Source organism: Maridesulfovibrio ferrireducens, assembly GCF_900101105.1.
GTDB classification, from domain to species: domain Bacteria; phylum Desulfobacterota; class Desulfovibrionia; order Desulfovibrionales; family Desulfovibrionaceae; genus Maridesulfovibrio; species Maridesulfovibrio ferrireducens.
In genome coordinates, this window is the sequence record NZ_FNGA01000003.1 from 150,831 (window position 1) to 163,521 (window position 12,691).

Sequence of the window (12,691 nt, forward strand, 5' to 3'; positions counted from 1 at the left end):
GGGTTCCGGGATATTTTATAAAGTATATTTTAATGCTTGAAGGAACGCTGTCCAGTGAAGACCATTGCAACCTGAGGGCTTGCTTCGTTTACAGCCTGAATGATTTCGTTATCTCTAATGGAACCGCCGGGCTGTGCGATTGCTGTTATGCCTTGTGCCATGCAGAGGTCCACGCCGTCGCGGAACGGGAAGAAGCCGTCGGAGACCAGCACAGACCCGGTGAGTCCGCCCTTGTCGTCAGCCGCTTTCTTTTCGATTGCTGCAAGGTTTGCTGCTGCTTCTTCGTCTTTCAAAGCTTTCAGCTTGAGTTCAAAGATAGACATCTTGAACTGGTCGAATGCCAGAAGATCTGCATATTTTGTGCGGGCTTTGGTCACAGCCAGCTCAACGCAGCCAACACGGTCTTGCTCGCCTGTTCCGATGGCGGTAGTCACACCGTCGCGTGCGAAAATGACAGAGTTTGAAGTTACGCCTGCTTCAACAGCCCATGCGAAGAGCAGATCGTCTGCTTCTTTTGTTGTGGGGGTACGAGCGGTGTAGCTTGATCCGTCTTTATCTGCTTTAGCGGGAATGAAGTCTTTCGCGCTGAGAATTCTGTTACGGAATGAGAACTGAACAACCATGCCGCCGTCCATCAGTGATTTGATATCAAGGAAGGGCTGGCCGATGAGTTTTTCAAGATCCATGATTCCAGGAATCTGGAGAATACGCAGATTTTTGCGTTTCTTGAGGATTTCGAGTGTGCCTTCTTCGAAAGCCGGAGCGGCAACAACTTCAAAATATGCGCTGTCGATTACTTCCACAGCTTCCATTGTCAAAGGGCGGTTAACAACGATAGCGCCACCGAAGGCGGCTATGCGGTCAGCTTGAAATGCGTTGCTGAGCGCGGTTCCTACACCTTCTTCGGACCATGATGCGCCGCATGGATTGTTATGTTTTAAAATAACAGCTGCGGGTTTTGCATAAAGATATTGCAGAATGTTCAGTGCATTATCGACATCAGTGAGATTTGTTTTTCCCGGATGCTTGCCTGCCTGTAACATGTGTTCTTCGGTCAGAGCAGAAACAAGTCCCTGTCCCTCTCCGCGAAATTTAACACCGTCGAATTCGAGTCCGCCGGAAACAAGTTCATATAGGGCTGCGGGCTGGTCGGGATTTTCGCCGTAACGCAGTCCTTTAGTTTCGCCTTCGATTTCCCAGGTTCTTTTTTTGAAGGTTAATTCCTGTTCACCTAAACGAACAGTCATGTCTGCTGGAAAAGGGTCCTGAGAAAGAGTATTGTACATTTTTTTAAGATCGCTCATGGGTATTCTCCTGAATAATTGCCTTGTGGATGAACGCTAATAGCACAGCCTTACCCGACGGGCAATTTTGAATTGCGGTATTACCCCGGTTTTTGTTAGGCTTGCCTAGCCGCAAGAGATTAAAACTCTATATTTTTTTAATAACTTCGGTCACTACTTTAATCTGGAGAGAATATGTCTGAAGGTTATATGGAAAAAGCTCTGCTAAAACTTGCAAAGCAGCTTAACGCTTATGATGAAGCTTCTTTGACAGGGCTTTGGAACAAATATGAAGCCATCGTTGCTGAGTTCGAACCTACTCGAAAGTGGGAAGAAGCAGCAGTTGTTTTTGGCATGATACAGGCTATCCGGCTTAAAAATCAGCTTTTTAATTATCATTGGGCAGAATCTTGCGGGCCGGAATCTATGTCGCCGAGGCCGGATTTTATCCCCATGAAGCAAGAAGAAGATAAAGGTTTAAAGTCTGAATCAGGGCCCGACAGCGGGGGGGGCGACAGTAAAAGGCGCAAGGTACTCAGCTTCGAGCCCAGGAAGGATAGCTAGTCCTTTCATTGTATAATAATAGTAGCGGATGCTGTCTACGTAATCGACTCCTTCGTACCCGCGGGTGTATCCGTAGCGGGTTTGCGAGTGATATTTAGGCATGGTCAGCAGTGGAAATATCTGTTTCAAAGATCGCCATGTCCCGGATGATTTGCCTAGGTATCCGGATATTTCAATTGCATCATAAACGTGTCCCAGTCCTTGATTATATGCCGCAAGAGTGAATAGCCAACGGTTCCACCCATCAACATCGCGGCTGCCCAGTTTATCCCATAGAAATCTTAAGTATTTGGCCCCGCCAGTAATTGACTGTTCGGGGTCAAGTCTGCTTGTAAGCCCCATAAGGTCCGCTGTATTTTTTGTTAACTGCATAAGACCTCTGACTCCTGTTTTACTTCGGGCAAGAGGGTCAAAACGCGATTCCTGATACATAACGGCAGCTAAAAGTAGTGGATCTATATTATACTTTTTTGCGGCTTTAAGTATGTATTTACGATAAAAAGGGAGTTTTTCCCGGATATCTTTACGCAAAGAGTAAAGGTCATAGAAATCTGTTTCGTCGGGAAGGAACCCGAAATATATTTCCCGTTTATTTTCAAGAGTTCCGTTTGTTGAAATTAAGTGCCAGTAATCTTCAGTTACTTCGGTCAAACCTTGAATGTCATCTCGCCAATACCATCGGTATTCAAGATCGTCTCCGAAGTTGTCGGTGACCCTTAGCTTGTGTAAAAAAGGCTGCAAGGGCTTGAACGCTCCGGCTTCAACCAGATGAAATCTGAAGTTTTTATCTTCATTTAATTCAAGTAGAGGGTCTAAGTGGTTTGAATCATTGCTTGTAATAAGGGTCGGAGCACAGACCAAATAGTCTGAAAGATCTTTGAAGATTTTTATAAGCCCAGAATGTTTGGGCACAAAAATAGTTTGATCACAAAGCTCGAAAGGAGTTCTAAGTTCGAATCTTCGTATATTATGTAATAGTAACGCTGGGCTTTGCTCGTAAACAGGGCCGGCTTTAATCGAAGTAAAGTTTTTGAAATTTTCTGGATTATACCCGCTTGCAAGCATCAGGTCAGCTTTTCCTTTTTGGAGAGCCTCAAAAGCCTTGTTGTGTGTAGGGTAGGGTGTTATTAAAAGCTTTACATCTGTGTAATTACTGAATTCATCAAGGATTTCACGGTCAAAGCCCGGTCCCCATGGTGAAAGCTTGGGGAAATTACGCTCGATGTCGACTGCCGCAACGCGTATGATGCGCGGAAGCGGGATGTCATATTTAAATGAATATAAATTAATTATTGCGTAAAAACATACTAAGTATACAATAATATTGGATATATGTTGTGAAAAAAGTGTCAGAGTGCCCTTTTCTGGGCGATTTAATTTGCTTAAGTGTATTGACATTGTCCTAAAAGATTTTTTACGCAAAAAACCCGTCTGCCGTTCAAAATACTTTATTTTCCTTTTCAAGGGGAGAAATAAGATGACGGTAAAACGAATTGTTTTTATATCTATACGTCAGACGCAGTGTCACTATCAAGTCATCAAATTGCAGAAAAATTCTCACGGGCCGGATTTCCGTTTGAGAAAACTGCCCAAGGAGTACTTTAGGAATGTCGAATACGGTAATTGTTGGAACCCAATGGGGCGATGAAGGTAAGGGTAAAATCGTGGATATGCTCGCTCAAGAAGCTGGCGCGATTGTTCGTTTTCAGGGCGGAAACAACGCGGGTCATACTCTCGTGGTCGCTGGCGAACAATGTATCCTGCACCTTATTCCTTCCGGAGTTTTACATCCCGGAAAGAAATGCCTCATCGGGAACGGAGTCGTTTTAGACCCCGAAGTTTTCCTTAAGGAGATCGACGGCCTTAACGCAAAGGGCATTGATGTTTCTCCTGAACGCATGATGATCAGTAAAAAAACACAGATTATCATGTCTTACCACAGAATGATGGACAACTGTAGAGAATCTGTCAAATCTGATGAAAGTAAAATCGGAACAACCGGTCGCGGTATCGGTCCTTGTTATGAAGACAAGATGAACCGCATAGGTATTCGTGCCGCCGATTTAGCTGATCCTGAACTGCTTCGTGCAAAAATAGTTGAAGCTCTTATTGAAAAAAATGTTTTATTTGAAAAACTTTTCAATGTTGAAGCCCTTGATCCTGAAAAAGTATATCAGGACATTCTTCCTGTCGCTGAGAGAATCAAACCTTTTCTCGGAGATGTTTCGTCCGTTATTCAGGACGTTAACAAAGCTGGCGGAATGGTCCTTTTTGAAGGCGCACAGGGTATTCATCTCGATATCGATCATGGAACATATCCTTTTGTTACTTCCTCCAATACTGTTGCAGGTAATGCTGCCGCCGGCGCAGGGTGCGGCCCCCGCTGTCTTGAACGTATCATCGGTATTCTGAAAGCTTATACAACCAGAGTCGGTAGCGGTCCTTTTGCTACAGAACTGCTTGATGAAACCGGCGAAACTTTGCAGGCAAACGGACATGAGTTCGGTGCAACTACCGGCAGAAAACGCCGCTGCGGATGGCTCGATCTGGTTATCATTCGTGAAACTGCACGTCTGTGCGATCTCACTGAATTTGCTCTTACTAAGCTGGACGTTTTGTCCGGTCTCAAAGAACTCAAAATTTGTGTGTCTTATGAGTATCGCGGTGAAAAGATTTCTTATCCTCCGCAGGAGCAGAACGGTATGGCATTTGTCAAACCTGTTTATGAAAGCATGCCCGGCTGGGAAGAAGACATCACTGGTGCACGCACTTATGATGAGCTTCCTGAAGCTGCTAAAAATTATATTGCCCGTATTGAAGAATTGTCCGGTGTTAAAGTCGGAATCGTTTCCGTCGGTCCTGACAGAGCTCAGACCATAGTACGATAATTATGTTTACAGGTATTCAAGAGACTGCTTCGCGGCAGAAAATAGTTCTGCCCAGATTTGCCAAGCTGGCTTTGCAGCCTCCTCAGTGCCTGTTGATTGAAGGCGGATCCGCCGAAGACAGACGCGATATGGCCCGTTACTGGGCTTGCTTGCTTAATTGTGAAAGCGGGGGAACTCCCTGCGGCACTTGCAAGCCGTGTTTGCAGATTGCGGATAACGCTTTTAACGACTTCCTGATTATTGACCGTGTCGATGAAGACGGTGTCGAAAAGCAGGATATTCCAGTAGATAATGTTCGCAAGTATTTCTCGGTCTGGGGCCAACCGCCCCATGGCCGGGGTACTCGCGTAACCGTTATTGAAGAAGCTCAGCATCTAAACGGTAATTCTGCTAATGCTCTCCTTAAGACTCTCGAAGAACCACGTCCCGGAAATGTCTTTGTTCTCACCGCTCCTCAGCGGGAGAGATTGCTCGGAACTTTAGTTTCGCGCAGTTGGGTTATCACTCTTGCTTGGCCTACAGAAACACAGAATAGTCCTGAAGTTGCCGACTGGGTAAGTGGTATGCTGGGATTCTGGCGCTCTGGACAGGGCTGGTTTGCAAGGACTTCCGCAAAAGGTGCTCTCAATAAGGAGCAGGCCCTGAAAGTCGTCTTAGGCTGTCAGCGTGAACTTCGTAATGCTCTCATGAATCCGCAATTGACTCCTGCCGCCAATGCTCTTTCGGGTCTTTTCGATCCCAAAGGGTTGCGCAGGCTTGATCTTGTTTTGGGCAAGGCTCAGGAATCTCTGAATTACAATGTAAATCCCGCTTTAGTTCTCGACTGGGTTTGCACCGCCGCAATGCCTCGTAGAAAAAGATAGTTCAGGTTTGATTGCCCTTCGGGCTTTTTTATAGAATTTCGCCTTCGGCTGGACCAGAAGGCCCGCGGCCCTCTGGACTCCCTTTTAAGGGGCACAGTTTTTTCCTTTTCATGATTCTTTCTCCCTTTTTCATTTAATCCTGTTGCAATTGATTCGTGGCTTGAATCTTTTATCAGATTTATGTCATGGTATTGCTATGCCCTTTTTAGCAGGGCTAACGGTTGCAAATGAGCGGGGATAATCATGGATTTATTCAGCAAAGATTTCTGGAGCAAAACTTCTGGTTCGGTTCTACAGGACTTAAAGACATGTACCGCAGGACTAAGTCAGGAAGAAGCTGCTCTCAGGCTTAAGCAATTCGGTCCGAATACTTTAAAAAAAGAAGCCCGCCACAATTCCCTTTCGTTATTTCTGGATCAGTTCAAAAGCCCGATTATAATTATACTTATTTGTGCCGCAATCCTTTCTATTGCTCTTGGTGACAGTTCCGATGCGATTATTATTATGGTGATTGTTTTTGTCAGTGGTTTCCTTGGGTTCTGGCAGGAAAAAGGAGCCGCAGGTGCTGTCGAGTCCTTGCTTGAAACCGTTGAAACAAAGGCGGATGTTTTGCGGGGCGGAAAGCAGGTTCAAATCCCTGTTGATGAAATCGTTCCCGGTGATATTATAAAGCTTCATGCCGGCAAGGGTATACCCGGAGACTGCCGCATCCTTGAATCACGAGACCTGTTTGTTAATGAAGCCGCACTGACAGGCGAAACTTTCCCGGTTGAAAAAGATACAGAGTCTCATGCCATAGATGCACCCCTTGCCGCAAGATCGAACAGTCTTTTCATGGGAACGCATGTTATGAGCGGTAAAGGGATGGCTGTTGTCGCAGCAACTGCTCTCAATACGGAATTCGGTAAGATTTCTAAACGGCTCAAACTGCGTCCGGCCGAAACTGAGTTTGAAAGGGGAATCAAAAAATTCGGTTATCTTCTGATGGAAGTAACCTTGGTTCTGGTTGTTTTGATTTTTGCTTTTAACGTATATTTTGCAAAGCCCATTCTGGATTCATTTCTTTTCTCACTAGCTCTCGCTGTTGGCCTGACTCCACAACTTCTACCCGTTATTATCAGCGTGAACCTTGCGAATGGAGCCAAGCGCATGGCTCAGCATAAGGTGATTGTACGCAGACTCTCGTCTATTGAGAATTTTGGGAGCATGAATGTCTTATGTTCGGATAAGACAGGGACTCTTACTGATGGAACCGTAAGGCTTAAGGGCGCATATGATATTTACGGTGAAGAAAGTGAAGACGTTCTGCATCAGGCTTATATGAATTCCTATTTTGAAACTGGTTTTATCAGCCCGATTGATGAAGCAATTCGTGGTATGGAGTCTTTTGATGTTTCTGATTTTACCAAAACTGACGAAGTTCCTTATGATTTTATTCGTAAAAGGCTGAGTGTACTGGTCCGGCGCGAAAAAGAATCACACTCAATGATGATTACTAAGGGAGCTCTGAGTAATATTCTGGATTCATGCACCAAGGCTGTTACTTCTGACGGTAGTGTTGTGAATGTTGCGGATGTTGTAAATGATGTTCAGGCAAAATTTGAGGAGTTCAGTGGACAGGGATTTCGTATTCTGGGTGTTTCAAAGCGGGAATTTCCAGTTGATGCTGAAATAAATAAAGATGATGAAGTTGATATGACCTTTATCGGGTTTCTCGCTTTCTGGGATCCTCCGAAGGAAGGGATAGTTGAAAATATAGCTAAATTGAAGGCACTGGGTGTGAGTCTAAAAGTCATCACCGGGGATAACAGACATATTGCCGCAAAAGTCGGTCATGAAATAGGGCTTACTGAGCCAGTGATTCTGACCGGGGCGGAAATTAATCAAATGCGGGATGAAGCTCTTGTTCAGCGCGTGCGCGGTGTAAATATTTTTGCTGAAATTGAACCGAATCAGAAAGAAGACATCGTGCTTGCTTTAAAACAGGCGGGAGAGGTTGTCGGCTATATGGGCGACGGAATTAATGATGCGTCCGCACTCAGGGCCGCAGATGTGGGAATTTCTGTCGACAGTGCAGTTGATGTTGCCAAGGAGACCGCTGATATAGTGCTTCTCGAAAAAGATCTCGGTGTGCTTGAACACGGGGTGATAGAAGGGCGTAAAACTTTTGCCAATACGCTTAAATACGTATTCATGGCTACCAGCGCTAACTTCGGGAATATGTTTTCCATGGCCGGAGCAAGTTTGTTTTTACCGTTTCTGCCTTTGCTGCCTAAGCAGGTTCTGCTTACCAATCTGTTTACTGATTTGCCGGAAATGACCATTGCCACCGATAATGTTGATCAGAGCAACATTGATAGGCCTAAGCGTTGGGATATTAAATTTATCAAAAAATTTATGATTGTTTTCGGAATCGTTAGCTCGGTCTTTGATTTTATGACGTTCGGAGTGTTGCTTTATATTCTTGATGCTTCACCTGAGGAGTTCAGAACAGGCTGGTTTTTGGAATCAATTGTTTCTGCAACAATGATTGTGCTGGTTATCCGCACGAGACTTCCGTTTTATAAAAGTAAGCCGGGCAAATATCTTGTCCGTGCGACTCTGGCTGTAATTGCGCTTGTTCATGTGCTTCCTTACAGTCCCATTGCGCCTATTTTAGGGTTTAAACCCCTTCCAGTCAGTTTCTTGGTGGCAATGTGGATAATAGTGGCTTTGTATGTTGTGGGCGCAGAATATGCGAAGAAGCTGTTTTATAGAAATATAAGTGAGTAGAAGTGGAAGAATGGAAAAGTTAAACTTGCGCAAAATAAAACCCCGATCCGGCAAATGGGCCTGATCGGGGGTTAACAAAACGTTCTTTTTCAAGTTACTTAATTACGCGTTTTAAACTCTTAAATCGTTTTAAATCTGTTGTTTTCCGAGTTATTCAGAATCCGATTTTCAACCACTTAAACTGTTTAAATCTGTTGTTTTTCTAGTTATCCAGATACGCGCTATAACCGCTTTGAGGGGTTCCATTTTCAATCGCTGTGCCGGATTGCCCGGCCGTTTCCAGTCTCTCCGTGGGCCCGAAGAGGAGATTCTAACAGAACTCTCGCAGTAAGGATTACCCCTCGGCTTGAGCCTCTAATAAAGGCTTGTTATGGGAATGTGATTTCAACGCTAGGTTCACTCCCGTTGGGGTTAAGTAGAAACGCCTTCTTTAAGGGCCTTTCCTACCGTTGATTAAAAAATACTCTTGTTGAGGAATGTCGTCAACAAATAATATGTTATTTTTTGATTATTTTTTGACTTTTTTAGAGAGTAAATAAAAAAGCATGTAATATAAGTAGTTTAAGATTTTAATTGAAACGGTGATTAATAGCTGGAGTTGGTTTTTACCGTTCTAAAAAGTCCAAAACAAAACCCCGACCGAAATATGAAATTTCGATCGGGGGTTTAAAATCTGTTTTTCCAAGTTGACTCAGAAGACGCGTTTTAACCGTTTTTGAGGGGTTCCGATTTTTCGCTAAGCCGGATACCCGGCAGTTTCTAATCTCTCCACGGGCCCACAAAAGGAGAGATTAACAGAACTCTCGCGTTTGGCTTACCCCTCAAGTTGAGCCTCTATGTCAGGCTCGCTATGGGATTGTGATATCAACGCTAAGCTCACTCCCGTTGGGGGTTGGATAAAAAGCCATTTTTGATGGCTGCCTTTACCTTTGATTTAAATATACCCCTCTGAAAAGACGGCGTCAATACATTCTGAATTTTTAATACAGTACTTTTTGTAATAATTTAAGTTAGATGATTGTTATGTGTATAACACTGTAAAATTTACCGAATCAGCTCTTTCTGTGCCGGTAAGAACCATTGCCTGAGTGAATTCAGATTTTAGCTGATCAATATATTTTTCAGCGCCGTCTTGTAATCCGCCTATGGTGGCAATGGAGAACGGGCGTCCGATCATTACTGCGTCGGCACCGAGTGCCAGCATCTTAAGAACATCGATTCCGGTTCTGACTCCGCCGTCAACCATGATGGCGCATTGTCCTGCAACGGCTTTTGATATTTCGCGCAAAACTTCGGCTGTGCCGGGGCAGGAGTCGAGAACGCGTCCGCCGTGATTGGATACGACAATCCCTTTTGCTCCGGCATCAATCGCCATTCTAGCTTCATCGGGGGTCATGATTCCTTTAAGTATGAAGTCCGCATTTACTGATTCAATTATGGAGCGCAGTTTGTTGATAGGTTTAGGTGTAACCGGGCGGCCCATTTTTTTCAGTGTAATGAGTCCTGCCGCGTCGATGTCCATGCCTATGATTTTAGCGCCTGTTTTTTCTGCTTTTTCAAGCTTCATATACAGTTCAGCTTCTTCCCACGGTTTAATAAATGGAATTCCGTGTCCTTTAACTTCTTCAATGGCAGTAAATCCGCTTTGATGAATGAAGTCCGGCACGCCGTCTCCGGTGCAACCGATGATGCCTTTTGCGACGCAGGCTTTAAGTTTAGCTGAAATGTAATCAATTTCTTCTATTTTTCCGCCCATATTGAATGAAACTCCGCCGATAGGGGCGGCGAGGACTGGAATATCAAGCTTCAAGCCCATGATGTTTACGCTGGTATCGGGTTCGCAAAAATCGTGAATGGTGCGCATATTCAGTTTAATATCTGCCAGCGCTTTAACGTTATTTTTAAAACTTGATCCAGTGCCTAATCCGCCCATTCCCGGAACTTCACCGACACAGGCTTTTCCGTTGCAGACAGGACAGACTTTGCAATAGCCTTTCATTAATTCTCTGGCATTGTCGCGAGTTGATTTCATGGTAATTACTCCTGAATTTAAGTGTAATAAATAGATTAAAGTAATTTAAAAAAGGCTGATCAGCATTTTTGTTGCGACTACTAGAAGAAGAATCGCAAAAATCATTTTCAGTTTTGCAACAGGCAGGCTGTGAGCGAGTTTTGCACCAAAAGGAGCTGTCAGCATGCTTGTTGAAACAATTCCGATAAGTGCAGGAAGATATACAAAACCTATAGTCCAGTCAGGTAGTCCTTGCACTCCGATTCCTGTCCAGATGAATCCGGCAGTTCCTGCCAGTGCGATAGGAAGTCCTATGGCAGCAGCTGTTCCGATTGCGGTATGAATCGGGATGTTGCACATGGTCAGAAAGGGAACTGAAAGTGTTCCGCCGCCGATGCCTACAAGGCTGGACATTGCACCGATAGCATTACCTGCTCCGAACATTCCCCATGTTCCCGGAACTTGACGCGAAGCTTTAGGCTTGAGTCCCAGCAACATCTGTGAAGCAACATAGTAAAGAAAAATAACAAAGATGATTTTCAGGATGGTTGTGTTTAAATATGCGGCAAAGCATGATCCCAGAAACGTTCCTATTAATATACCGGGAGTGATAGTCTTAAATATGTCCCAGCGGATGGCTCCGCGTGAGTTATGGGCACGCATGCTGGAGATGGACGTGAAGATAATCGTCGCCAGTGAAGTTCCGAGAGCGACATGCATCAATTGTGCTTCAGTTATGCCGAGCTGGGGAAGAGCAAAGTATAAAATTGGAACAATGACCAGTCCTCCGCCAATACCCAGAAGTCCGGCAAGTATCCCGGCAATAGCTCCAAGAACTACAAAAATCAGCAATGTTGAAATCATGTTTAATTCCTTTTTTTAAGTCTTTTTATAGTGAATCAGACCCGGTTGCCGCAGATTCAACATCTTCGATATGTTGTCTCATTATTTTTTGCGCCAAGGCCGAATCATGTTTTTCAAATGCCTTCAAAAGGTCAAAATGTGCTGTCATAGATTTTTGCAGACGTGTAGTGTTTTGCAACGACTGCGAGCGGCTCTCTTTTATAATTTTGCTGAGAGCCTCCATCATATCTGGAAAAATGCTGTTGCCGCTGGCTTTCGCAATTTCAAGATGAAATTCGGTATCAAGGTCGCCGGCCCCTTGGCCTGACCTGATTCTAATTTCCTGATTGCATACAATTACTTTCATGCGGTTTAAAGTTTCATCATCTATTGAAATTGCCGCTAAAGCCGCAATTTGAGGTTCGATTACTTTTCTGAATTGAAAAATGTCACTCAGTCGTTTTTTTTGATCAGCGAAGGCTTCAGTAAATGCTTCAATAATGTCGGCATCGATGTGAGCACAGATGTAGGTTCCATCGCCTCGTTTACTTTCAACTAAATTTTTATGGACCAGTGCTTTGATGGCTTCGCGCACTGAACTACGCGAAACTTTGAACTTTTCAGCAAGGTTACGCTCAGAGGGGAGTTTATCCCCTTGTTGTAATTCACCGGATTTAATTAATTCTGTGATTTGTTTTGCAACAGATTCATAAACCGGATTTTGTTGTTTTTTTATATCCATAAGCGGTCCTACCAATTTAATTATTAAGCAATTGGTCAGACCAATAGCATTGTTTAGCTGATCAATCAATAAAAAAGCCCCTTCAGCGTATATTGCTGAAGGGGCTTTTGAGTTAGGAATTTGATGGTTAGATTATTTTTGGTAGGCGCCGGCTGAATAATTCAATTCATAGCTGTGGCTATATATCTCAACGAGGTTTCCGAAGGGGTCTTCGCAATATACCATCCGGTAGGGTTTTTCTCCAGGGTAGTATTCTCGAACGGGCATGCGCTGCTTGCCTCCATTGGCAACTATTTTGGCTGCGAGTCCTTCCACATCCGGGTCTTGAACACTGTAGTGAAAAATGCCTGTCTTCCAGAATTCAAAGTTGTTTTCACGGAGTTCAGAGTTGGGGAATTCAAATAATTCGATACCAATCCTGTCTCCGGTGGAGAGGTGGGCAATTTTAAAACTGCCCCATCCTTTGCCGAAGACGTCGTTGCACATGATTCCGATGGCAGATTCATCCTGCTGAATTTCGGTTGGTGGCATTATTACATACCACCCCATAACTTCGGTATAAAAATTAACTGCTTGGTCAATATCCGTGACAGTTATACCGATGTGGGAAAAAGTCCTTGGGTAAGTCATGGTGTTTCTCCTATTTTTTAGAGATGTGTTTAGACAGGATAACCCGATTTTTTTTTAAAACAAGAAGGAACATTTTTGGGTTGAAAGGGAATCGA

Annotated in this window: 10 protein-coding genes; 4 read left to right on the forward strand and 6 right to left on the reverse strand. The window is 44.2% G+C overall.

The annotated features are described in order from the left end of the window. Positions 1-29: 29 nt before the first annotated feature. A complete protein-coding gene (locus BLT41_RS09940; RefSeq protein WP_092160742.1) occupies positions 30-1,304 on the reverse strand; it encodes an IMP cyclohydrolase in 1,275 nt (424 codons plus the stop codon). Positions 1,305-1,478: 174 nt separating this feature from the next. On the opposite strand from BLT41_RS09940, the gene BLT41_RS09945 reads away from it, so the two are divergent. Next, entirely contained in the window at positions 1,479-1,847 is a 369-nt protein-coding gene (locus tag BLT41_RS09945; protein WP_092160744.1) for a hypothetical protein, read from the forward strand. On the opposite strand, the gene BLT41_RS09950 is transcribed toward BLT41_RS09945, so the two are convergent. Further along, on the reverse strand, positions 1,773-3,245 hold the full coding sequence (locus tag BLT41_RS09950) for an MltF family protein (RefSeq protein WP_244512243.1): 1,473 nt from the start codon (positions 3,243-3,245) through the stop codon (positions 1,773-1,775). The two genes, BLT41_RS09945 and BLT41_RS09950, sit on opposite strands and share 75 nt — an antisense overlap. A gap of 209 nt (positions 3,246-3,454) precedes the next feature. Here BLT41_RS09950 and BLT41_RS09955 point away from each other — a divergent pair, with 209 nt between their 5' ends. The 3 genes from BLT41_RS09955 (at position 3,455) to mgtA (ending at position 8,370) form a co-directional block, all read left to right on the forward strand. Next, positions 3,455-4,735, forward strand: coding sequence for an adenylosuccinate synthase (locus BLT41_RS09955; RefSeq protein ID WP_092160746.1), 1,281 nt, complete (start codon positions 3,455-3,457; stop codon positions 4,733-4,735). A gap of 2 nt (positions 4,736-4,737) precedes the next feature. Beyond that, positions 4,738-5,598 carry a DNA polymerase III subunit delta' gene (locus tag BLT41_RS09960; RefSeq protein WP_092160748.1) on the forward strand — a complete coding sequence of 287 codons (861 nt, stop codon included), beginning with the start codon at positions 4,738-4,740 and terminating at the stop codon, positions 5,596-5,598. Positions 5,599-5,841: 243 nt separating this feature from the next. Beyond that, on the forward strand, positions 5,842-8,370 hold the full coding sequence (mgtA, locus tag BLT41_RS09965) for a magnesium-translocating P-type ATPase (RefSeq protein WP_092160750.1): 2,529 nt from the start codon (positions 5,842-5,844) through the stop codon (positions 8,368-8,370). A gap of 1,021 nt (positions 8,371-9,391) precedes the next feature. Here the strand turns inward: mgtA and BLT41_RS09970 are convergent. The 4 genes from BLT41_RS09970 to BLT41_RS09985 all read right to left on the reverse strand — a co-directional run bounded on the left by BLT41_RS09970 (position 9,392) and on the right by BLT41_RS09985 (position 12,596). Beyond that, a complete protein-coding gene (locus BLT41_RS09970; protein WP_170830357.1) occupies positions 9,392-10,402 on the reverse strand; it encodes an alpha-hydroxy-acid oxidizing protein in 1,011 nt (336 codons plus the stop codon). A 45-nt stretch (positions 10,403-10,447) separates the two neighbouring features. Continuing rightward, positions 10,448-11,245, reverse strand: a complete 798-nt coding sequence (locus tag BLT41_RS09975) for a sulfite exporter TauE/SafE family protein (protein ID WP_092160754.1) — start codon at positions 11,243-11,245, stop codon at positions 10,448-10,450. Positions 11,246-11,270: 25 nt separating this feature from the next. Then, positions 11,271-11,966, reverse strand: coding sequence for a FadR/GntR family transcriptional regulator (locus tag BLT41_RS09980; protein ID WP_092161610.1), 696 nt, complete (start codon positions 11,964-11,966; stop codon positions 11,271-11,273). 132 nt (positions 11,967-12,098) lie between these two features. Continuing rightward, complete coding sequence (locus BLT41_RS09985; RefSeq protein ID WP_092160756.1) at positions 12,099-12,596, reverse strand: lactoylglutathione lyase family protein; 498 nt, start codon at positions 12,594-12,596, stop codon at positions 12,099-12,101. Positions 12,597-12,691: the final 95 nt, after the last annotated feature.

What these genes read in the sequence shown, in the direction of transcription:
- BLT41_RS09960 (WP_092160748.1), top strand. Translation starts at nt 4,738, where the DNA reads ATGTTTACAGGTATTCAAGAGACTGCTTCGCGGCAGAAAATAGTTCTG.
- BLT41_RS09945 (WP_092160744.1), top strand. Translation starts at nt 1,479, where the DNA reads ATGTCTGAAGGTTATATGGAAAAAGCTCTGCTAAAACTTGCAAAGCAG.
- BLT41_RS09985 (WP_092160756.1), bottom strand. Translation starts at nt 12,596, where the DNA reads ATGACTTACCCAAGGACTTTTTCCCACATCGGTATAACTGTCACGGAT.
- BLT41_RS09940 (WP_092160742.1), bottom strand. Translation starts at nt 1,304, where the DNA reads ATGAGCGATCTTAAAAAAATGTACAATACTCTTTCTCAGGACCCTTTT.
- BLT41_RS09975 (WP_092160754.1), bottom strand. Translation starts at nt 11,245, where the DNA reads ATGATTTCAACATTGCTGATTTTTGTAGTTCTTGGAGCTATTGCCGGG.
- mgtA (WP_092160750.1), top strand. Translation starts at nt 5,842, where the DNA reads ATGGATTTATTCAGCAAAGATTTCTGGAGCAAAACTTCTGGTTCGGTT.
- BLT41_RS09980 (WP_092161610.1), bottom strand. Translation starts at nt 11,966, where the DNA reads ATGGATATAAAAAAACAACAAAATCCGGTTTATGAATCTGTTGCAAAA.
- BLT41_RS09950 (WP_244512243.1), bottom strand. Translation starts at nt 3,245, where the DNA reads ATGTCAATACACTTAAGCAAATTAAATCGCCCAGAAAAGGGCACTCTG.
- BLT41_RS09970 (WP_170830357.1), bottom strand. Translation starts at nt 10,402, where the DNA reads ATGAAATCAACTCGCGACAATGCCAGAGAATTAATGAAAGGCTATTGC.
- BLT41_RS09955 (WP_092160746.1), top strand. Translation starts at nt 3,455, where the DNA reads ATGTCGAATACGGTAATTGTTGGAACCCAATGGGGCGATGAAGGTAAG.